A 22,140-nucleotide genomic window follows, 5' to 3' on the forward strand; every position below is an offset into this window, starting at 1 on the left:
GGGGATGCAGGATACCTGAGTTCAAATCAGCAAGTCGATTTATTTACAAATCACCGGATCGAACTCAAAACCCCTATGAGAAGCAATCAAAAAGAATTTGAACCTTTTCCTTTTGTGTTCAAAAAGTCACGAAAAAGAATTGAAACACTCTTTTCTCAATTGTGCGACCATATGATGATCAAAAGAAATTACGCAAAAAAATTCAACGGATTGGCAACAAGAATGGTATGCAAAACGACTGCTATTACAGCTTTGCAGCTTATTAACCACAATAACGGCAGACCTATCAATCATATTAAACATGCTCTCGCAGCATGAAACTCAAACCGCTAAACGGGTTTTTAGTAGTTGTTTCTAATGAAAATGGAAAAAGGGTTGATTCTTATAAGGAAATACAGTTTTAATTAGTACTGTCAAACTAATTACGTAAAGGGGGAGTATCAAAACCAAAAAATTAAGGTTTTTTGGTTTTAAAAGGCAAACCTTTAAAATGTAAATGGCTGATGTAGTTGGATTAAAACTCTCCAATCATCAGTCATTTTTATTTTATGATGCCTTTTGATACACCCTCTTTTCAATCAACAATACTTCTTCACATCACCGGCCGTAATCGATTTACCAGAAAGGATGACGAGTCGTTCTATGATGTTGCGGAGTTCGCGGATGTTTCCTGAAAAGTCGTGTTTTTGGAGTTCGTTAAGTGCTTTTTTATCCATCGACTTTTTAGCGATTCCCTGTTCCTTGCAAATACTATCCAAAAAGTGATCGGTGAGGAGGGGAATGTCTTCTTTTCTATCATTGAGAGCAGGAACTTCGATCAGGATAACACTCAGCCTGTGGTAAAGGTCCTCCCTAAAGTTTTTCTCCTCGATTTCCTCTTTTAGATTTTTGTTCGTTGCAGCGATGACACGTACATCAACTTTGATGTCTTTATCACCACCAACGCGGTTGATCTTGCTTTCCTGTAAAGCTCTCAATACCTTAGCCTGTGCTTTCAAGCTCATATCTCCAATTTCATCGAGGAAGAGTGTGCCTCCTTCTGCCTGTTCAAACTTTCCTTTGCGCTGCTTCACGGCAGAGGTAAACGCGCCTTTTTCATGACCGAAGAGTTCGCTCTCGATGAGTTCTGACGGAATAGCCGCACAGTTGACTTCAACAAACGGTTTTTTGTTTCTTTCGCTGTGAGCGTGAAGCTGGCGAGCCACGAGCTCTTTCCCCGTTCCGTTGGAGCCGGTGATGAGAACACGAGCATCAGTAGGAGCAACCTTTTCGATCATTTCTTTTACTTCAGCAATCGCTTTTGATTCTCCAATTATGTCAGATTCTTTTTTACCAGATATTTTCTTGCGGAGTGTTTTAGTCTCCTCAACCAGGCTGCTCTTATCGAGCGCATTGCGCACCGTTACTAACAAACGGTTGAGGTCGATCGGTTTTTCGATGAAGTCGTAAGCTCCGGCTTTGATCGCATCAACTGCTGTTTCGATGTTTCCGTGACCTGAGATCATTACAACCGGCATATCCGGGTGAACTTTCATCGACAGTTCGAGCAGGTCCATTCCGTCCGTTTTGGGCATTTTGATGTCACACAGCATCAAGTCAAAACTTTTTTTCTTGAGAATGTTGAGTGCTTTTTGTCCGTCTTCAGCCTCTTCAACCTTGAACTTTTCATACTCCAAAATCTCGCGCAACGTATTGCGAATACTGCGTTCGTCATCAACTACTAAAATCTCAGCCATGTTCTTGTGCTTTTATTTCAAACCACGCCCCCTCTTTCAGCGCAAACTGCGAGAGCCAATGGTGTTCAAATGTCTTTTTATCCAATAAATACCGTACCAAACAAGCCGCAATGTGAATGGTATCAATTCGCATTTCTTCCAGTCCGGGCCAGCTTTCACGTTTTTCACGGTCAGAGCCGATAAGCGCATCGATCAGTGGCTGAAATTCGTCTCCGAATTCATACGAGGATGCCTTTTCATCAAAAGCATTTTCCTTTTGCGCTTCAATCATTTTGGCAAAAGCTTCAAACGAGCCACTCGCCCCGATAAGCGTATTGGCCGGGTATTGTGCCAGCGATTCAAATAGTTCGTTGGTCGTTTGATCGAGGAAGAATTCCAGGTTTTCACGATCGATTTTTTCAATTTTATCAGGGATATTAAATTTTTCGCGCAATCTGGTAATTCCCAGGTCGTAGCTGTTTTGCCAAAAAACGGTTTCTCTATTGGCGAGGATAAACTCCACACTACCTCCGCCAATATCCATGATCAGAGCCGGTTTCTCTGTCAGCTCAACTGCTGCACGTGCTCCCTTGTAAATGAGCTGTGCTTCGCGCAATCCGTCAATCACTTCAATATTGAGTCCGTACTCTTTACTCAACTGATCAATGACAGATGATCCATTCTCAGCACTTCGTATAGCCGATGTGGCAAATGCTTTTATGGTAGTGCATTCGTAACCTTTTGCTACGGAGACAAAACTCTCGATTGCCTCGTGAGCACGCTCGATGGCGTCATCTGCGATTCGGTTCTGACCGATACCTCCCTGACCCAATTTCACGGGCTTTTTTGTCTTGTAAACATAAAGCGGAGTACCGTCCTCGTTTTCCCTAACAACCAACAGGTTGAAGGTGTTTGAGCCCATGTCGATAATAGCCGTGAGATCAATCATGGTAACGGATCCATTTCCACAGTTCTTTGTAATTCACTTTTTTGCCGTACATGAGAACGCCTGTGCGGTAGATTTTTCCGGCCAGCCAGGTCGTGAAGATGAAGCCCAAAACGAGCAGAACCATCGACAGTCCCAGTTCCCAGTATTCGTTTGGTGAAAGGCCAATCGCAACGCGTTCAATCATGATAATGGGTGAAGTGAACGGAATCAACGAGGCCCAAAATGCCGCATCACTCTCAGGGTTTTCCATCAGCGTAAAAGCGATGAAATAAGCCACGATGAGCGGAGCTGTGACGGGCAACATGAATTGCTGCGTATCGGTGTCGTTATCCACTGCCGAGCCAATTGCTGCAAACAGCGCGCTGTACAACAAATAACCTCCAATGAAGTAGAAGAGGAACAGGCTCAACATGAGCGGCCAGTTGATGCGGTTTACGATGTGATTAGGATTGGTCAGATCCGAAAAGTCTACATCAGCCTGCATTTGTTTGGGGGCAGTTTGTTTAGAAATTTCTGTTGACTTTTGAACTTGTTGTTGCGCTATCGATTCCATTTTATCCTGGAAAAGGACTTGTTGCGTAACCGTTATGAAAGTAAAAGATAAGACGATCCAGAGAACAAACTGTGTGAGTCCGACAAGTGCGATTCCTACAATTTTCCCCATCATCAACTGAAACGGTTTCACAGATGAAATAATCACTTCCACGATGCGGTTGTTCTTTTCTTCAATTACACCGCGCATCACCTGTACCCCGTATAGGAAAATGAACAGGTAAACAGCTAAACCAAAGAAGAAACCAACAAGTGCTTTTTCGCGGGTTACCGTTTCTTCCTCACCAGATTCTGTGAATTTGATCATGGTGAGGCTGAACTCAGTTTTGATTCGTTTGTAATCGGCATAGCTGATGTCGTAGAGTTTGAGTTTTTCACGCTCTACAAGATTTTCAATACGCGCTTCAATACTTTTCTCCACCGACATACTCGGCTGTTCCTTGAAATAGAGGATAGGTCTTTTTTGAGCGAGAATACCATCCGGTAAGTGGAGGATAACGCTGTATTCTGAATCCTTGAATGAATCCTTAGCTTCTTCAATTCCCAGTCCGTCAATGAAATGAAAAGTATAGTTATCACCACCTTCCAGGCTACTAAAAGCACCACCTGAGTCATCTACTACGAGGATATCGTATTCCTTGTCGTCCTGAAAACCGAGATAAGCCACTAACGCCACAACTCCGGCCAGCAAGAGCGGCCCGAGGATAGTCATTAACAAGAACGACTTTTTCTTAACCCGAGTGAGGTACTCTCTCTGTATGATCAATCCAATCTTCCCCATGATTAAGCCTCCTCGTTTTCAAGTTCAACATCTTCGTTCTTTTCGGTAACCTGTTGGATGAAAATTTCATTCATCGTTGGCATAATTTCATTCATTGAGAGAATTTCCACGTTTGGAATGAGTGCACTCAATAAATCATTAGGAGTGCTGTTTTCTTTGATCTTCACATTCGCTTCAAAGGTGTTTTCGCCAATTTCTTTGTGGTCTACAAGCTCAAAGCCGGTCCACAATGCATTGGTGAATTTAATCATGTTGCCTTTGAATGTGAGCTTGAAAATATGCGGCTTGTGTTCTTCTTTGATATCAGCAACCGGACCTTCAAGAATCTTTTCAGATTTATTGATCAGCGCAATACGATCGCAAATTTCCTCTACCGATCCCATGTTGTGCGTTGAGAAAATAACGGTTGTTCCATTATCGCGCATTTTCATAATCTCATCTTTGATGAGGTTGGTGTTGATAGGGTCAAAACCTGAGAATGGTTCGTCTAAAATGAGTAGTTCCGGTTCATGGACAACTGTTACCACGAACTGGATTTTTTGAGCCATCCCTTTTGATAACTCCTCAATTTTTTTGTTCCACCATTCTTCAATCCCGAATTTGATGAACCACTTTTTCAGCTTTTCCATCGCTTCAACTTTAGGCATACCTTTGAGCTGGGCGAGGTAGAGTGCTTGTTCACCCACCTCCATTTTGCTGTAAAGTCCGCGTTCTTCAGGTAAGTACCCTATTTGCGCAATATGCTTTTGCTTTAGCGATTCACCATTGAAGAGGATTTCTCCTTCATCGGGAGCTGTGATCTGATTGATAATTCTGATGAGCGTGGTTTTACCCGCTCCGTTTGGTCCCAGCAAACCGAAAATACTGCCTTTGGGAACCTGAAGTGATACATTGTTCAACGCTTTGTAGTTGACGTACCACTTACTTACTGATTTTACATCTAAAAGTGTATCCATAAAAAAAGCCGCACTTTAATTGTGCGGCTAAAATTAAGTACATATTTCAAATTGGGGGTATAATGAAAAAGAAGTTGAGCTATCATTATTAAACTTTTATCTCAGTTATGATGAAGTTTTTTCTTTCAATTTCTTGTATGCGGCAAATCAAGACTCAATAAGAAGGATAGCTTTTTTTGTTTCAAGTAAAACAGTATTTAATCACTGTAGTGTTTTGATATTTTTTTTATTTTGTTGAACTTCGTTAACTGATTTATTTGAAAAAATCTAACTCATGAAAAAGTTAATTACACTACTAGGAATAATAATCTTAAACTTTAACGCTAATTCTCAAACCAACTTCGCTCCCATTGGAGCAGAGTGGCATTTTTCTATTGATGGGACTGCAGGGTACCATTATTATAACGTAGTAAAAGATTCAGTTTTTCAAGGTGAAAATTGCAGATATATCAAAGCTTACAACGGAGCAGACTCATTAATTGATGAGCTTTTTGTTCTGGACTCCGCAGATATCATTTTTTATTGGTACAGTGGTGAATTTAGAAAAGCAATGGATTTCACAGTGGATGAAGGGGATTCTACGTTTTTTGATGTGAAAACTTACAAGTACGATACGACTGAACCTTACATATTAGAACGCGATACAATCATTCGATTTGATGGTGTGATAAGCAATATTAATCCTGATACCATAAATGGAGAAATTGTCAATTCTTATGAGGTAGAAGTGATTAATCCTTCTGGATATTTAGGTATTGAGTTTTTTACTTATACAAGGTTATTGGGAATTAATTACTATAGTGATTGTGAGTTATTTCCAATCATTACTGGGTTCGTAACTATTCCAGAAGTTCCTAATCCTTTTTTAAGATGCTACAAAGATACTGCATTGGAATATGTTAAATCAACTTGGTCTAAACCATGTGACTACTATAGTTCTTTGTCGGTTAACAATGCTTCTAATAGCTCTAAAATATCCGTTTATCCTAATCCGGTAAAAAACAATCTTACTGTAAAGAGCCAAAACTCACCCATTGAATCAATAAGTGTTTATGATGCTCAGGGACGTTTGGTTCTTGAAAGGGAGATTAATGCAAGTGAGGCAGAGATTAGTACTGATACTTTTGAAAATGGACTTTACTTTTTCAATCTTAAAACGTCAAGTGGTACTATGATGAAGAAGGTTGTTAAAAACTAAATAGGATACTAACCTAAATAAAGGAATTAATATGTATTAACCCCGTAGAAGAAGTGAATCTATCATTTCTTCTACGGGGTTAATTTTTTTAGCTAAAATACTCCTTCATTCTGCCGAAGAAACTCTTTTCCTTACCCGTTGGGCTGGGTTTGAAGTTCTCCGATTCGCGTAATTTTTCGAGTATTTTTTTCTCTTCAGATGTGAGGTTTTTAGGCGTCCACACATTAACGTGCACGAGCAAATCACCTTTTCCATAAGCATTCACGCTCGGCAATCCTTTTCCTTTTAACCTCAAGATCCTTCCGGCATTTGTCCCGGCAGCAATTTTGATTTTTGCTTTTCCGTCAACTGTCGGTATCTGTGCTGTTTCGCCAAGGGCCAAATCAGCAAAATTGAGGAACAGGTCATAATGAAGGTTCTGACCTTCACGCTCTAAATGCTCGTGTTTTTTCTCTTCAATCACGATGAGTAAATCGCCCGGAATTCCATCCATTGGCGCTTCGTTACCCTTTCCGCGAACTGTAAGTTGCATTCCTTCTTCAACACCAGCCGGAATTTCGATCTCGAGCTCCTCTTCTTTGCGCAACTGTCCGTTTTGGTCAGATCCGGAAGCCTTGTTGTCGAGCGATTTTCCCTGTCCGCCACAAGTAGGGCAGGTAGAAGCCGTTTGCATTTGTCCAAGGAAAGTATTGGTAACGCGCGTCACACGACCCGATCCATTACAGGTTGGGCATGTTTTATATGAGTTGCCCGGAGCATTGACAAGCTTTTTGACTTTGATCTTTTTCTTGACACCGTGAGCAATATCTTCAAGCGATAGTTGTACCCTGATGCGCAGGTTACTTCCCTTGCGAACTCTGGCGCGGCCACCACCACCGCCAAAGCCACTGCCTCCGCCACCAAAGGCAGAACCGAAGATATCACCAAACTGGCTGAATATGTCGTCCATATTCATGCCGCCACCGCCAAAGCCACCGCCTCCGGCAGCTCCGCCAACACCGGCATGACCAAATTGATCGTATCGTTGTCGTTTTTCTTTATTTCCAAGTACTTCGTACGCTTCAGCCGCTTCTTTAAACTTGTTTTCAGCTTCTTCGTCACCCGGGTTTCTATCGGGGTGGTATTTGAGTGCTAATTTGCGATAAGCTTTTTTCAGTTCAGATTCAGAAGCGTCTTTTGAAACACCTAATACTTCGTAATAGTCTCTTTTCGACATAAATAGTTTGCTTTACTCTCCTACAACTACTTTTGCGTAGCGCAAGATGCTATCATTTAAGTAATACCCTTTTTCAACCACGTCAACTACTTTTCCCTTCATCTTTTTCTCAGGTGCCGGGATTTTCGCGATAGCATCAGCAGTTTCCGGATCAAATTTTTCACCAATGCTATTCATCGGCTTAAGGCCTTTTCCCTCAAGGGTTTTAAATAGCTTGTTGTGAACCAGGTTAAATCCTTCCTTGATCGATTCAATGTCGTCAGAATCTTTATTCGACTCAATAGCGCGTTCCATGTCATCGAGGACAGGAAGCACTTCTTTGATCATGTCAGATCCGGCATTGTTCATCATCTCAACGCGTTCCTTTGCTGTTCTTCTTCTAAAGTTTTCAAACTCAGAGTAGAGGCGGAGATACCTGTCGTTGAGCTCGTTGTATTTATCTTCCCATGTCGGCTCTTTTTTCTCTTCTTTTTGGTCAGAGCCGTTCGAATTGTCAGTCTCTTTCTCGTCAACTGCTTTTTCTGCAGTTTGTTCGTTTTGAGCTGACTGCTCTTCGTTTTTTATATCCTTCTCGTTATCAGTATTTTGTTTCTTTTTATCCTTCTTGCTCATATCCTTAAAATTTGTGCTGTCTTATTTATCAATGATTCTGCCAAGTGTGTCTTGCCGACAAATTGTCACTTGTTGATCGTGTTAAATCAATTAGGATAGAATAATCAACGTGATTAATTGGGTAGGAGGAAGATAACCTGTTAAGTTAATTTAATGTTAAAAATAAGCTTTTTTAACAAAACTCTTTCCTGCGGCTATTCAAGACTCAATAAGGGAGAGAGCACAATTATAAGATATTTAATAAGTACCTAATTATTGTAAAGTGTTGATTTTTATTGTCGTTTTCGTAACTTTAAAATTTATATGGTGATTTTACTCCAATAGATAATGAATACGAAACAGGGAATAATTGGAGTCATACACACATTTTCAGGAATGATAAACAATATCACATGGATACCGGTAAAGAAGTTCGTGTGTTAAATAGAGAAATCGGTGATGATAAAATGTGGCTTGAAAATTATGAACTCAACTGGGATGCTTCATTTTCAGCACAAGAAGTGTCAGCCGGAAAACACCAGTTTTTCATGTATCAATATCCTTCACAGGCTGCCCAGTGGCCATTTGTTGGAGTTCCCGGAGCTTTATCAAAGGAGGAGCCAATGGTTATTAACTCTGGTGCTCATGCTACGTTCTATTATGATTCAAATACAGGCTCCTTTACAGATCATGGTGTTGTGAGAAATGGTACGTATGAACCTGTAGAGGTTGATCTTGTGATCTGTGAAAGTGATGGGAAACGAAATTTATCTACTTCAGACTTTAATGAGAATGAATTCATAAGAGTGTTCCCTAACCCAACCGAAGAATATTTAATGTTTGAATCAAAAAATGAAAAGATTAAGACGATTAAAGTATTTAGTGTTACCGGGCAGTTAATTCAAGATAGAACCATAATAGATGATTACAAAGCTACAATTAACATTAATGGCTTAAATCTTCTCCCTGGAAGCTATATTTTTAAAGTCATTACCAACAATAATCAGTACACCAACAAAATCATTGTGAAATGAATCAGATTAGTAAATATATAGCTGTATTGTTTTGTGTAGTACTCATGTTTGGAATGAAATGTGAAAGAGAAACATGGACCTGCAAAGCATACAGTTCTAAGGATAATCCATTCCATGATATACTAGTTTCACCTGACTCTCAAGATTCTTTAACATTTGTAAATGAAGATTTGGGGGAGATAAATTTGTATTTATCTATGCAAGACATGAAAACTGGAGAAGATGAAAAAACATGTTTAGATCATCGAACATGTTTATGTATTCCCTATGTAGAACAAGAGTATAGAAACCTAAAAAATACTATCAATATTTACAATGAATCATATTTTTCATACAATAGAAATAAATTTCAATCAAGAAATTGTTACTATGAAATTAAAAGTCAAGTATCAAGAGGTATTAGATACATAGATAAGGGGTTAGGAAGCAGCATTTCTTACATTGAAAACAATCTTAAATCAAAAGAAATTAGTGGTAGTGAATACTCAAATTGTTTTATGTATAGAAATGTGGATAAGAGTGCAACTTTAGACAGCCTTTGCATCCAAAAAGGAAAGGGAATGATTGCTCTATGGATAGGTAAAGATGTTTGGGTGAGGGAGGATTTGGTTGAATAAAAGCTAACACACTATGAAACTTATAGCCAGTATATTATTTGTATTACTCATGTTTGGAAAGAAATGTGAAAGAGAAACATGGACTTGTAAAGCATACAGCTCACAGGATAACCCATTCCATGATATACTGATTTCTCCAGACTCTCAAGATTCCTTAACATTTGTGAATGAGGATTTTGGAGAGATAAATCTGTATTTATCTATGCAAGACATGAAGACAGGTGAGGATGAAAAAACATGTTTAGATCATCGAACATGCATCTGTAGACCTTTTACAGAGCAAGAATACAGAAATCTAAAAAATACAATCAGTATTTATACAGAAACGCATTATGGCTACCAAAGAAATAAGTTCAATAATAGAGGATGTTACTATGAAATCAAAAGTACACTTACAATTGGGGCTAAATATTTCAGCAAGAGTTTAAAAGAAAGCATTTCATACTTAGAAAATGACCTTGAGAGAGTACAAATCAATGAGACTATTTATACAAATAGCATAATTTATACAAACCCTCAAAAAACAGCCAATGATAAATTAGATAGTCTCTGCATTCAAAAAGGACAGGGAATGATTGCTTTATGGACAGGTGAAACAGTTTGGGTGAGGGAAGATTTGGTTGAGTAGCAATCTAATTTTTAAACCATTTTTAAACTGACACTCGACTTCGATTAATCGAGAAAATCGATAACGTATTCGTCAAAGACTTTGGGTTCTTCAGCGTGAAGCCAGTGACCTGCTCTTTCAATGGTTTTAATTTCGCTGTTGGGAAAGCTAACTTTGAGTTCGTCAAGTTGATCATCCTTGATATAATCTGACGCTCCACCGCGAATGAAAAGTGTTTTGCCCTGATAGCGTGAATCCATCACGGCATCACCCATTCTTTCGATATTGGCTTCAATGGCATCCAGGTTGAATCGCCAGCCAAATGTTTTGTCTTTCTTTCTGTGAAGACTTTTCATCAGGAATTGACGAATACCAACTACCTTGATGTACTCTGCTAAAAATTCATCAGCTTTTGTCCGTTTTTCAATTTTATCGAGCGGAACATTGCGCAAACCTTTTAAAATAAGTTCGTGATGGACCGGATAAGACATTGGAGAAATATCAGCCACGATAAGTTTCTTCACGCGGTAGGCGTAATTCTGAGCAAATTTCATCACAATCTTCCCGCCCATTGAGTGGCCCAGCAGATGTGCTTCATTGATACCCAAGCTATCTAAAAACTCTTTGAGATCCTCCATCATGACCTCGTAATTCATTTCGTCACTCCACGGTGAACGGCCATGATTACGGGCATCAACTAAATAAACTCTGTAACCCTGATCTTTAAAAAAACGAGCGTGACTGGACCAGTTATCCAGCATTCCCAATAATCCATGAATGATGATGAGTGGTTCACCTGAGTCTCCGTACTTTTTAAAATTCAATTCCATCTTTCAAGAAACGTATTAAGCCGATTGTAGTTTTCGCAAGTAAAGCTGGATCGTATTTTCCAGCCCAAAGTATAAAGCATCTGAAATCAATGCATGCCCGATCGATACCTCATTGAGGTGCGGTACATTTTGAGCAAAGTATTCCAGATTATCGAGATTGAGATCGTGGCCCGCGTTAATTCCGAGTCCGAGTGAATGAGCCAGCTCAGCACTTTCAGCAAAAGGATTCACCGCTTGCTCACGGTTCTGACCGAAACCAACTGCATACGACTCAGTGTAAAGTTCAATCCTGTCAGTTTTCGTTTCCGGTGCCGCTTCAATCATTTTGGCATCCGTTTCGATGAAAATACTCGCACGGATGTTGTTCTCGTGCAACTCAGCCACCACATCTTGCAAGAGTGTTTTGTACTTGATTGTATCCCAGCCGGCATTAGATGTAAGTACATCCGGTGGATCGGGAACAAGTGTAACCTGAGCCGGTTTAACCTCAGTTACCAAATCCAAAAAATCACGGGTTGGATAACCCTCAATGTTAAATTCCGTCTTTACATGAGGAGCAATTTCACGAACATCGCTGTAACGAATATGGCGTTCATCGGGTCGTGGATGAACCGTGATTCCCTGAGCGCCAAAACGCTCGCAATCCATTGCTACCTGAAAAACATTGGGTATGTTGCCGCCTCGCGCATTGCGAATTGTGGCAACCTTATTGATATTTACACTTAATCGCGTCATTAAAAAGGCTAATTTTGGCTGTTGAGCGTTCAAAAGTAAAGCAATTCAAATCAACGATAGTTCATGATAGCAAAAGAACTCATATCTGACGATGTACCGGAAATATCACCGAGTGATAACGGGCAAAAAGCCAGCACATTAATGGATGAATTTCGCATGACGCATCTTCCTGTAATTAATGGTCAGAACCAACTCGTGGGGATGCTCAGCGAAACAGCCCTTTTCGATGTTGACGACTGGGACGCTCCCGTAGAGTCTTACAAATCAACTCTTGTCGATTTTTCAGTAAAGGAAAACGATCATATTTTTACGGTAATCAAGCAGATGGGAGAAAGCAACAGTAGTTGCATAGCCGTTGTGAGTGAAAAACAGCAATTTATTGGCTCCATTTCCATTTACCACCTCATGAAAATCATCAGTCAGTTAGCGTTGTTCCAGGATCATGGTGGAATTCTTGAACTCGAAATGAATATTATCGATTATTCACTCTCTGAAATTGCCAATATCGTTGAGAGCAACAATGCTAAAATACTGGGAATGTACATCCGCAATCATCCTGATTCTCGAAAGATTCACGTGGCGTTGAAAATCAACAAATCAGATTTATCGGCCGTAGTTCAAACTTTTGAGCGATACGAATACACCATTGCGGCAAGATTTTACCAAAACAATGAAAATGATGATCTACAAAACCGCTACGAGAACCTGATGAATTACCTCAACATTTAGTAAGGCGGTTTGCGTTTTTGGTTGCTAAATATACTGTTTGTCGTTCTGCTTTCTGTTTCGGTCAGAGCCCAGCAAAATCAATACCGCGTGACAGGTATTGAGGTCAACGGCAATGACGTAACGAAAAACGAGATCATTATACGCGAGCTCACTTTCAAAGTTGGCGATACGTTATCACTTGAAAAATTGAGCTACAACATCGAGCGATCAGAGGATAATATATTCAACACCACTCTTTTCAACTATGTATCCATTATCCCCGAGTTTGAAGACAACTCAGTAGCTTTTTCCATATTCGTTTTTGAGCGCTGGTACATTTGGCCTTTTCCGCTCGTTGAAAATGCCGACCGGAACTTCAATGTGTGGTGGCAAAACAAGGATTTTGATCGGCTATCTTACGGTATGCGTCTTGTATGGAACAACTTTAGAGGCAGAAACGAAACACTGGTTCTGACAGGGAAAGCCGGTTACCAGGAGCGACTGAGCTTAGCCTATGGAATTCCTTATTTAGATCGCGAAAAAAAGTTCGGCCTCAAGTTTGAAGCCGGTTATTCAATGAATAAAGAAGTCAACTACGGGAGTAGCGAAAACAAAAGACTCTTTTACAAGGAAATTGAAACACCTCAAAGACGAAACTCCTATGCGAATATGCGTTTCACCTGGCGGGATAAACTTTACACCCGACAGCATTTCACGCTCTTTTACGATCACATTTCAGTAACCGACACACTCCAGGAGCTAGGTCAGCCCTTTGAGCTACTTCCTGAAAACAGATCAAAATCTGAGTTTTTCAGTTTCAGTTACGACATCAAATTTGATAAAAGAGATTACATCAATTATCCGCTCAATGGTTTGATGCTCCACGCCAATATCATGAAAAAGGGATTTGGCATTGTCAACGATGAAGGACTTGATGTACTCACAGCAAGAATGGAAGCTCACCACCACCAACCGATTGGGGAACGCTTTACCTTATCAAACGGACTATACTCTTATCTCAACTTCCTGGAAAATCCACCATACATGCTACAAAGCGGACTCGGGTACAACGATTTTGTGCGCGGCTATGAACTCTACGTAATTGATGCGCAGGATTATTTTTTATCTCGCAACAACATCAAGTTTCACCTTCTCAAGCCTAAAATAAAGCGGATCGACTTTATTCCGCTGGAACAATTCAAAACCATACCTTTGGCTGTCTATACAAATGCTTACATAGATGTAGGTTACGGATCTGAACTTCGCTATCAAACAAATAACAACCTCGCTAACAAATGGCTCGTTGGTTATGGAGCCGGGCTCGATTTTGTTACCTACTACGATTTAATCATCAGAACCGAATACTCGTTTAATATTGAAGGAGAAAACGGCTTTTTCTTACATTTTGTAAAACCGATTTAATGAAAGCAGTTGCACTATACGGGAAAACAGTCAACAAAGAACACATTGAACAAATCGAATTCCTAATCGATACATTGCTCGAATGGAATGTGAATATTTTTGTTTGTGAGCCTTTTCACGATGCTATAAAAGACCACTTTTCAACCAGCAATATTCGCGTTTTCACTAACTTCAGAAATATTCCCATAGAAGTAGATGTATTCATGAGTATTGGGGGAGACGGCACTTTTTTAGAATCGGCCAGGCAAGTTGCCGGGAGCTCTGTTCCAATTATCGGGTTCAATACCGGTAGGCTGGGATTTCTATCACGCATTTCATCGTCAGATCTCAAAGAGGCTCTTGTCCAACTCAAAAACCACGAATACGGAATCGAGCAAAGAGCGATGCTCCAGCTCAAAACAGAAGGCGATTTATTTGGATCTGACAATTTTGCCCTCAACGAATTCACTGTTCACAAGAACGATACTTCATCCATGATCATCGTCAAAACCTGGCTCAACGATGAATACCTCAACACATACTGGGCTGATGGATTGATCATTGCCACACCAACCGGCTCAACTGCTTACTCCATGAGCTGTGGCGGCCCCATTATTATGCCTGGATCTGAGAATTTCATCATTACCCCTGTTGCTCCACACAACCTCAATGTAAGACCAATTGTAATCCCTGATAATAGTCAGATCCGATTGAGTATTGAGGGAAGGATCAACAATTATATGGTAAGCCTTGACTCGCGTATTCATAAAATTGATCACAATACAGATCTCTACATTTCACTTTTCCCTAAAAAACTCAATCTCATAACATTAAAAAATCACACCTATCTCACAACACTTCGCAATAAGCTAAACTGGGGACTCGACAAAAGAAATTAACACATCAACGTTAATAATTTTGTAGATTTGGCGCACCTTAAGCCTAACAGTGAACCAAAAATACCTCATATCCCTTTTGGTATTCGCGTTCCTGACTGTAAACCTTTGTGCGCAAAATTCATGGCGCTATTATAAAAACGAGTTTATAGTTGGGGCCGGATATGCCGGTTGCCTTACCGATCTTGGTGGCGGTACCGGAGATGGCGGCTACGTGAAAGATATTGACTTTCAAACCATCCGTTATTCTGCTCAGCTTGGGTACAGACTGAGAACCAGCGACAGAACAGCATTCAAAACAACATTCTCTTTTATACACGTAACCGGAAGCGATGAATTCTCAGAAAACGAAGGACGCAGAATCAGAAACCTCAACTTTCGATCAAACATAATGGAGCTCAAAGCTCAATTTGAGTATTACATTGTTGAAGAGCCTCTTGGAAAATACAATGGCCCCGGAGTTACTTACAGAGATGATAAGCGATTTGACTACTCCCTTTACCTCTTTGGTGGAATTGCTCCGTTCTATTACAACCCACAGGGACAAATAAATGGAAGCTGGGTTGACTTGCGACCACTCAAAACAGAAGGACAGGGTTTAGAAGGTGGCCCATCAGAATATGGGAAAATCGCCATTTCCTTTCCATTTGGTGTTGGCTTCAAATACCTCATCAACCGGCAAATGAGCATTGGTTTTGAAACAGGAGTTCGTTTCACCACAACAGATTATCTCGATGATGTAAGCACCACTTACTACGATCAAAGTGAACTGAGATCAGAAGTAGGGTCTCAATCTGCTCGTATGGCTGATCGAAGGCTGTCTGACAGTAGAGGAAATAGCGGTGGCATTCGCGGAAACCCTGATAGAAACGATTTATATTTTGCCGGCTTTTTCACATTTAATTATAAATTAGCCAAAGATCAAAAGCTAAAACTCAATATCTTTAAAAGGAAGAAAAAGGTGAAATTTTAATTCATTCTAATAAAATTTGCTGATTTACAAATAATAACTCTATATTTGTAGCACCTTACCTTTTAAACTCTTTTACAAACAACCATTATTATGAAGGCTAGAAACATTCTTCAGGCCTTCCTTCTATTCTTATTATTTGGTACAGTTTTAAATTCTTATGGGCAGCGCTGGAAGCGTTACAGGCATGAGATCAGTCTTGGCGTGGGAGCGTCAAACTATCTCGGTGACCTCGGTGGAGCAACTACCGGTGATGGTACTCGTTTTGGCGATTTCCAGTTCGTTGTATCCAGGCCCTCATTAAAGGCCTCGTATAAGTACAGAGTGCTTGAACGCGTGGCATTTAAAGGGAATTTGGCTTATGGCCGAATTTACGGATCTGATGAATACGCAGGTAATCCAAGTCGTGAAAACAGAAATCTGAACTTCCGTTCAGATGTGATTGAACTTTCTGTTCAGGGTGAATATTACTTCATCAAAGAGAAAGTTGGTCCTGTTTACCGCTTACCGGGATTGAGGGGGCAAACTCTGGAAAGCTTCTCCGGATACTTATTCGGTGGTATTGGAGCTTTTTACTTCGATCCTCAGGGTCAGAACGCTGATAACGAGTGGGTGAAACTTGCTCCGTTGAATACTGAAGGTCAAGGCTTACCGGGCGGCCCCGATGATTACTCACAGGTGTCAATTGCGTTTCCAATCGGGTTTGGGTTTAAGTACGCAATCGATCGTCAGTGGTCAATCGGTCTCGAGTACGGTTTGCGCATGACAACAACTGATTACCTCGATGATGTTAGTGGAAAATATTACAACCCTGATGTGTTAGCAGCGGAATACGGGCAAGAAGCTGTTGAAATGGCTGACAAGCGATTGAGCAGCAACCCGCCATCAGGATTAACACGCGAACAGTACGGCACTAGAGGAAATCCTGACAGATTGGATACTTATATGTTTGGCTTTTTAACATTAAGTTACAAAATGAAGTCAAAAGGACCTGGCAGAACTCGATTCTAAAAATAATTTTGCGGCTGTTTCGTTAGCGAACTGAAAATGAAGAACAGCCTTTTAATAGTAGTCTTTTTAATAATAGGAATTAAAGCACTTCCCCAACGGTATCTTGAATTAGGTGTCTTTGGGGGAGTTTCTTATTATACGGGCGACCTAAACCCCAACGCTTACTTCCCTCTCGAAAACACTCACCTAGCTTTGGGCCTCGCTGGAAGATACAACTTCAACAGCCGATGGGCCATGCGCTTCAACATCACTCACGGTAATATTTCAGGGAATGATGGTAACTCTTCAGATCCATTCCAACAAAACCGAAACCTCAGTTTTTATTCATCTATTAACGAGGCATCAGCCGTAATGGAATTCAACTTTCTCTACTTTGACCCTTACGATCCAATAAGCTATTTCAAAGGACCAGATAAATTCACCCCATTCATTTACGGTGGCTTGAGTGTGTTTAACTTTAATCCAAAAGCCCGGATCGGACAAAACGAATACGAATTGCGTGCTTACACTACAGAGCTTGAGGAATACAGCACAACAAGTATTGCTATTCCATTTGGTGGCGGCTTTAAATTCAGATTATCAGATAGACTCATCGTAACAACAGAATGGGGAATGCGCAAAACCTTTACAGATTATCTCGATGATGTTAGCGGCATGTACCCTGATAGCCCTCAACAGTTAAGCGAAACAGGAGCTGACCTCTCTGACCGCAGTATCAAACAACAGGGAAAAGATGGTTCAAACTGGGGAACACAAAGAGGAAATTCACAAACAACTGACTGGTTTTCATTTGCTGGCATCACACTTACTTACAACATACACAAGAACCCAAATCATTGCCACTTCAATCAGTGGAAATCAAGATAGTTAAAGTATATTTGCGCGAAAGTCGTCAATATGGGCGATTTTTTTGTTTATGGAGAAAGTAAAAGGCATCATACCGGAGAGAGTACCTGAGCATATCGCCATCATCATGGATGGAAATGGCAGGTGGGCCAAGAGCCAGGGAAAAGCGCGTGTTTTTGGCCATAAAAACGCAATCTCTGCAGTGCGTGATACTATTGAAGGTTCGGCAGAACTGGGAGTGAAATTCCTTACACTTTACGCTTTTTCATCAGAAAACTGGAACAGACCAAAACTAGAAGTTCAGGCCTTGATGGAATTGTTGGTGAATACCATCAGCAAAGAAGTCAATACACTAAATAAAAACAACATCCGTTTATTGGCCATTGGCGATTTAGATAACTTACCCAGGAGATGTCAAAGAGAGCTCAACAAAGCGATTGAAGCCACAAAAGACAACTCTCACATGAGTGTAATTCTCGCATTGAGTTACAGTGCCCGTTGGGAAATACTCAATGCAACAAAAAAAATCGCTGGAAAAGTTAAAGAAGACAAACTCGATATAGACGACATTGATGAACAGGTATTTGGGTCATTTTTAGCTACAGCAGATTATCCTGATCCTGAACTCATGATCAGAACCAGTGGCGAATATCGCATCTCCAATTTTTTGCTGTGGCAACTGGCTTACACGGAGTTAATCTTTGTTAACAAGTTTTGGCCAGACTTCAGGAAACCCGATCTTCATCAAGCAATTCAGGAATACCAAAAAAGAGAAAGACGATTTGGCAAAACGAGCGAACAATACGCAGTTTAATAAAGCGCTATTTACTTTAGTTGTGCTCATTGTGTCTTGCGCCTTTTCACCGGCTATAGCTCAATTACAACTTCAATCTAACAGAGGTTCAGGATCGTCATCATCCATCAATTATTCTGCTCCTAAAGAATACCTCTTAAGCGATATCACGATATCAGGCACTCAGTCGCTCGACAAGAATGCCATCATTCTGCTTACGGGTCTGACCGTTGGAGACCGTGTCACAATACCGGGTGATGAAATTTCGAGCGCCATAAGAAACCTGTGGCAACAGGGACTGTTTTCTGATATTCAGGTATCTTACAAAAAAATAGAAGGAGAACGGATTTCGCTCGACTTTTACGTTCAGGAACAGCCGAGAATGTCGAGATTTAGAATTGAAGGTGTTAAAAAATCTGAAGCGGATGACATTCGAGAGAAAATAAATCTCTACAAGGAGAAAATCCTTACCAATAGTGTTGTAGCAAATACAAAACGTAAAATCCGCAACCATTTTGTCGATAAAGGCTATCTCAATACTCAAGTTGAAGTAGTTCAAAAACAAGATACTTTATTTGATAATCACATCTTCGTCATCATTAAAGTTGACAAGAAGAAAAAAGTGAAAATCAATCGAATTTTCATTAATGGTAATCAGGCAATTGGAGACGCTAAGCTCAAGCGAGCTATGAAAGAAACTCATGAGAAGTCTGTCTTCAAGCCATTTGACAAAATGGATGACTTTCTAAAAAGTCTGGCAAAAGAAACCTGGAAAGGAAATACTGATACACTTTCCACTCTCAGTTTAAATTACTTTCAAAAAAGAATAAGATTCAGAATTTTCAAGAATGCAAAATTTCTGCGCTCAAAATACAAAGAAGACAAGAAAAAGCTGATAAGCGCATACAGGGAAATGGGCTATCGCGATGCTGAAATAGTATCAGACTCAGTTGAAAAAGTAAATGATAAACTCGTCAACATTCACATTAAAGTTGATGAAGGTGATCAATATTATTTCCGAAATATCAAGTGGATTGGAAATTCTAAATATTCAACTGCTCGTTTATCTCGAATCTTAGGCATTGAAAGAGGAGACATCTACAACCCTTCAATTCTCGAAAGACGGTTATTCATGAATCAGGCCGGACTTGATGTAAGTTCACTCTACATGGATAATGGTTACCTTTTCTTCCAGGTTGAACCGGTAGAAACGAGAGTTGAAAACGACTCTATCGACCTTGAATTAAGAGTTTACGAAGGAAAACAGGCTCGAATTGACGAGGTTACGATATCAGGAAATACAAAAACGCACGATCATGTGGTAAGGCGTCAAATTAGAACCAAGCCCGGTGATCTATTCAGCCGAAGCGATATCATGCGTACTCAGCGCGAATTATCGATGCTCGGTTATTTTGATCAGCAACAAATGAATGTTGTTCCAACTCCAAATCCGCAAGACGGAACAGTTGATATCGAATATCAGGTTGTGGAAAAGCCATCTGACCAAATTGAGCTCTCAGGTGGTTGGGGAGGCGGTTTTATTGTTGGTACGCTAGGCTTGCGTTTTTCAAACTTCTCAACTAGCAACTTATTCAATAAAGAGGCATGGCGACCACTCCCATCAGGTGATGGGCAATCGCTGAGTATTAGAGCTCAAACGAACGGGACTTTTTATCAATCTTACAATATCAGCTTTACTGAACCATGGTTAGGTGGAAAGCGTCCAAATGCACTTACAGTAAGTACATACTATTCCATCCAGAGTAACGGTGAAAAGATGGGAAGTGAAAACCGCAGGTCACTTAATATATTTGGTGCTTCAATTGGGTTAGGTAAAAGACTCAGATGGCCTGATGACAACTTCCAACTTCAACAGGAGATAGCTTACCAAAACTATGATGTCAATCAATGGCGAACATTCGAGAATTTCTCTGAAGGTCACGCTAATAACATCTTCTATAAAATTTCGCTTTCGAGAAGTTCAATGGATGACCTCTACTTCCCTACTTCAGGATCTCAAACAACTATTTCTGCGCAGCTAACACCGCCATATTCATGGTTTAACGGCAAAGATTACACAACATTATCTACTAAAGAACGCTTCAAGTTTGTCGAATACCACAAATGGAAGTTTACTTCTAAATGGTATTCTAAAATATTTGACAAGTTTGTGCTCTACACAAAAGTTGGCTTTGGCGGCTTGTTCCGCTATACACCTGAAGTTGGAAACGCACCGTTTGAGCGCTTTTACTTAGGTGGTTCAGGTCTGACAGGATTCAACCTCGATGCACGTGAAATTATTGCCCTTCGTGGTTATGATGACCAAACAGTTGTCAACAGCAGACCTGTAGGAAACGGAGAAAATGTTGGTGGAATTCTCATCAATAAATACACTACAGAATTACGCTACCCTTTCTCAACTAACCCTCAGGCCATGATTTACGGTCTCACCTTTTTTGAAATGGGTAACAGTTGGGGAAATCTATACGACTGGAATCCATTTGACGTTTATCGAAGTGCGGGTGTTGGTGTGAGAGTTTATTTGCCAATGTTTGGCTTGCTCGGACTCGACTGGGGGTACAGGTTTGATGACATTCCTGGCCGTAGCGGAATGGAACGCTCGCAGGTACATTTCACAATTGGCACAAATCTTGGTCAACTATAGTATCACTATGAAAAAGTTACTGTTAATATTCACCTTTTTCGCCACGGCTTTGAGTATGCAGGCTCAGCGTTTTGCCTATGTTGATGCTCAGTATATACTCAAACAAATGCCAGAGTACAAAGAAGCTCAAAAAGAATTAGATGCATTGAGTTCTCGCTGGCAGGAAACAGTTGAGGCTAAATATGCCGAAATAGAAAAAATGAAAAAAGCTTATCAGGCAGAAAAAATCTTGCTAACTCCTGATATGCGCAAGAAAAGAGAAGCTGAAATAAAAGAAAAAGAAGAGGAAGCACGAAAATACCAACGTGATAAATTTGGGGTGGAAGGCGAACTCTTCACAAAAAGACAGGAACTGATTCAACCACTACAGGATGAGATATTTGAAGCCATAAAGGAACTAGCTCGGGACCGCAGCTATGCTGTGATTTTCGACAAAAGTGCCGGCAACTCAAATATACTTTTTTCTGACCCTCGCTACGATAAAAGTGATGTTATCATAAGAAAGTTAGGCTTATCAACATCTGATGAATAATTTTGTAAACCATTTTTAAATAAACACAATAGAATATGAGAACCTTTATCATAATTGCAACACTTCTTACAGGAATAGCAACAAGTGGATTAGCACAAAAGATTGGTTATGTAAACTCGAATGAACTATTAGCCGCAATGCCTGAAAGCCAAAAGGTGCAGGCAGATCTGGAAAAGTACGCTAAAGAACTCGAGTCGCAATTGACAACCATGTCAACTGAGTACGAATCAAAAGTATCAGAATACCAGTCTAACCAAACACTTTGGTCAGATCCGGTTAAGGAATCCAAGGTCGAAGAAATCGGTTCGTTGGAGAAACGTATCAATAAATTTCAACAAACAGCTCAAAAATCACTTTCAGAAAAAGAACAGGAGCTCTTACAACCTGTTCTCGACAAAGCTCAAAAAGCAATTGATGCTGTTGCCGAAGAAAAAGGTTACGATTATGTTTTTGACACAAGCAACGGAATGTTACTCCACTACCCTGATGGAGACAACCTGTTGCCGGCTGTTAAAGAACATTTAGGAATACAGTAAA

Annotated in this window: 22 protein-coding genes and 1 pseudogene; 15 read left to right on the plus strand and 8 right to left on the minus strand. The window is 40.3% G+C overall.

Annotated features, from left to right (window positions below; all coding sequences use genetic code 11):
- Positions 1 to 318 (plus strand): annotated as a pseudogene (locus RI557_RS04700) (IS982 family transposase); the annotation flags it as partial.
- 260 nt (positions 319 to 578) lie between these two features.
- Here the strand turns inward: RI557_RS04700 and RI557_RS04705 are convergent.
- From RI557_RS04705 to RI557_RS04720, 4 genes are read right to left on the minus strand one after another with little or no spacing between them, the layout of a single operon-like run.
- Positions 579 to 1,736, minus strand: a complete 1,158-nt coding sequence (locus tag RI557_RS04705) for a sigma-54 dependent transcriptional regulator (protein WP_310682476.1) — start codon at positions 1,734 to 1,736, stop codon at positions 579 to 581.
- Positions 1,729 to 2,664, minus strand: coding sequence for a hypothetical protein (locus RI557_RS04710; RefSeq protein WP_310682478.1), 936 nt, complete (start codon positions 2,662 to 2,664; stop codon positions 1,729 to 1,731). Before RI557_RS04710 ends, RI557_RS04705 begins: the two co-directional genes overlap by 8 nt.
- Positions 2,657 to 3,997: an ABC transporter permease gene (locus RI557_RS04715; RefSeq protein WP_310682480.1), complete on the minus strand. Its 1,341-nt coding sequence runs from the start codon at positions 3,995 to 3,997 to the stop codon at positions 2,657 to 2,659. The genes RI557_RS04710 and RI557_RS04715 overlap by 8 nt, the downstream gene beginning before the upstream one ends.
- A 2-nt stretch (positions 3,998 to 3,999) precedes the next feature.
- On the minus strand, positions 4,000 to 4,953 hold the full coding sequence (locus RI557_RS04720; protein WP_310669029.1) for an ATP-binding cassette domain-containing protein: 954 nt from the start codon (positions 4,951 to 4,953) through the stop codon (positions 4,000 to 4,002).
- Between the two features lie 274 nt (positions 4,954 to 5,227).
- Here RI557_RS04720 and RI557_RS04725 point away from each other — a divergent pair, with 274 nt between their 5' ends.
- Positions 5,228 to 6,151 (plus strand): T9SS type A sorting domain-containing protein, encoded by a 924-nt coding sequence (locus RI557_RS04725; protein ID WP_310669030.1) that lies wholly within the window; start codon positions 5,228 to 5,230, stop codon positions 6,149 to 6,151.
- A gap of 88 nt (positions 6,152 to 6,239) precedes the next feature.
- On the opposite strand, the gene dnaJ is transcribed toward RI557_RS04725, so the two are convergent.
- Positions 6,240 to 7,367: a molecular chaperone DnaJ gene (dnaJ, locus tag RI557_RS04730; RefSeq protein ID WP_310669031.1), complete on the minus strand. Its 1,128-nt coding sequence runs from the start codon at positions 7,365 to 7,367 to the stop codon at positions 6,240 to 6,242.
- A gap of 12 nt (positions 7,368 to 7,379) precedes the next feature.
- Positions 7,380 to 7,979, minus strand: a complete 600-nt coding sequence (locus RI557_RS04735; RefSeq protein ID WP_310669032.1) for a nucleotide exchange factor GrpE — start codon at positions 7,977 to 7,979, stop codon at positions 7,380 to 7,382.
- A gap of 392 nt (positions 7,980 to 8,371) precedes the next feature.
- Between RI557_RS04735 and RI557_RS04740 the strand changes: the two genes are divergently transcribed.
- From RI557_RS04740 to RI557_RS04750, 3 genes are read left to right on the plus strand one after another with little or no spacing between them, the layout of a single operon-like run.
- Positions 8,372 to 8,992, plus strand: coding sequence for a T9SS type A sorting domain-containing protein (locus RI557_RS04740; protein WP_310682482.1), 621 nt, complete (start codon positions 8,372 to 8,374; stop codon positions 8,990 to 8,992).
- Positions 8,989 to 9,609, plus strand: a complete 621-nt coding sequence (locus tag RI557_RS04745; protein ID WP_310682484.1) for a hypothetical protein — start codon at positions 8,989 to 8,991, stop codon at positions 9,607 to 9,609. The genes RI557_RS04740 and RI557_RS04745 overlap by 4 nt, the downstream gene beginning before the upstream one ends.
- A 13-nt stretch (positions 9,610 to 9,622) precedes the next feature.
- Positions 9,623 to 10,237 carry a hypothetical protein gene (locus tag RI557_RS04750; protein WP_310682486.1) on the plus strand — a complete coding sequence of 205 codons (615 nt, stop codon included), beginning with the start codon at positions 9,623 to 9,625 and terminating at the stop codon, positions 10,235 to 10,237.
- A 44-nt stretch (positions 10,238 to 10,281) separates the two neighbouring features.
- Here the strand turns inward: RI557_RS04750 and RI557_RS04755 are convergent, their stop codons facing one another.
- Positions 10,282 to 11,046 (minus strand): alpha/beta fold hydrolase, encoded by a 765-nt coding sequence (locus RI557_RS04755; RefSeq protein WP_310668857.1) that lies wholly within the window; start codon positions 11,044 to 11,046, stop codon positions 10,282 to 10,284.
- A gap of 15 nt (positions 11,047 to 11,061) precedes the next feature.
- Positions 11,062 to 11,781 (minus strand): pyridoxine 5'-phosphate synthase, encoded by a 720-nt coding sequence (locus RI557_RS04760; RefSeq protein WP_310668858.1) that lies wholly within the window; start codon positions 11,779 to 11,781, stop codon positions 11,062 to 11,064.
- A gap of 63 nt (positions 11,782 to 11,844) precedes the next feature.
- Here RI557_RS04760 and RI557_RS04765 point away from each other — a divergent pair, with 63 nt between their 5' ends.
- The 10 genes from RI557_RS04765 to RI557_RS04810 all read left to right on the plus strand — a co-directional run bounded on the left by RI557_RS04765 (position 11,845) and on the right by RI557_RS04810 (position 22,139).
- Positions 11,845 to 12,510, plus strand: coding sequence for a CBS domain-containing protein (locus RI557_RS04765; RefSeq protein WP_310668859.1), 666 nt, complete (start codon positions 11,845 to 11,847; stop codon positions 12,508 to 12,510).
- A 9-nt stretch (positions 12,511 to 12,519) separates the two neighbouring features.
- The gene (locus RI557_RS04770) at positions 12,520 to 13,911 is read left to right on the plus strand and encodes a BamA/TamA family outer membrane protein (protein ID WP_310668860.1); all 1,392 of its coding nucleotides are present in this window, start codon (positions 12,520 to 12,522) and stop codon (positions 13,909 to 13,911) included.
- Positions 13,911 to 14,789, plus strand: a complete 879-nt coding sequence (locus RI557_RS04775; RefSeq protein ID WP_310668861.1) for an NAD kinase — start codon at positions 13,911 to 13,913, stop codon at positions 14,787 to 14,789. Before RI557_RS04770 ends, RI557_RS04775 begins: the two co-directional genes overlap by 1 nt.
- Positions 14,790 to 14,865: 76 nt before the next feature.
- On the plus strand, positions 14,866 to 15,759 hold the full coding sequence (locus RI557_RS04780) for a DUF6089 family protein (protein WP_310682488.1): 894 nt from the start codon (positions 14,866 to 14,868) through the stop codon (positions 15,757 to 15,759).
- A gap of 90 nt (positions 15,760 to 15,849) precedes the next feature.
- Positions 15,850 to 16,767: a DUF6089 family protein gene (locus RI557_RS04785; protein ID WP_310668863.1), complete on the plus strand. Its 918-nt coding sequence runs from the start codon at positions 15,850 to 15,852 to the stop codon at positions 16,765 to 16,767.
- Between the two features lie 36 nt (positions 16,768 to 16,803).
- Positions 16,804 to 17,634 (plus strand): DUF6089 family protein, encoded by an 831-nt coding sequence (locus RI557_RS04790; RefSeq protein WP_310668864.1) that lies wholly within the window; start codon positions 16,804 to 16,806, stop codon positions 17,632 to 17,634.
- 49 nt (positions 17,635 to 17,683) lie between these two features.
- Positions 17,684 to 18,427 carry an isoprenyl transferase gene (locus RI557_RS04795; RefSeq protein WP_310668865.1) on the plus strand — a complete coding sequence of 248 codons (744 nt, stop codon included), beginning with the start codon at positions 17,684 to 17,686 and terminating at the stop codon, positions 18,425 to 18,427.
- The gene (bamA, locus tag RI557_RS04800; protein WP_310682490.1) at positions 18,315 to 21,071 is read left to right on the plus strand and encodes an outer membrane protein assembly factor BamA; all 2,757 of its coding nucleotides are present in this window, start codon (positions 18,315 to 18,317) and stop codon (positions 21,069 to 21,071) included. The genes RI557_RS04795 and bamA overlap by 113 nt, the downstream gene beginning before the upstream one ends.
- A 7-nt stretch (positions 21,072 to 21,078) precedes the next feature.
- Entirely contained in the window at positions 21,079 to 21,603 is a 525-nt protein-coding gene (locus RI557_RS04805) for an OmpH family outer membrane protein (protein ID WP_310668867.1), read from the plus strand.
- Between the two features lie 35 nt (positions 21,604 to 21,638).
- Complete coding sequence (locus RI557_RS04810; protein WP_310668868.1) at positions 21,639 to 22,139, plus strand: OmpH family outer membrane protein; 501 nt, start codon at positions 21,639 to 21,641, stop codon at positions 22,137 to 22,139.
- Position 22,140: the final 1 nt, after the last annotated feature.

Source organism: Salibacter sp. (genome assembly GCF_031581065.1).
Taxonomy (GTDB): Bacteria; Bacteroidota; Bacteroidia; order Flavobacteriales_G; family Salibacteraceae; genus Salibacter.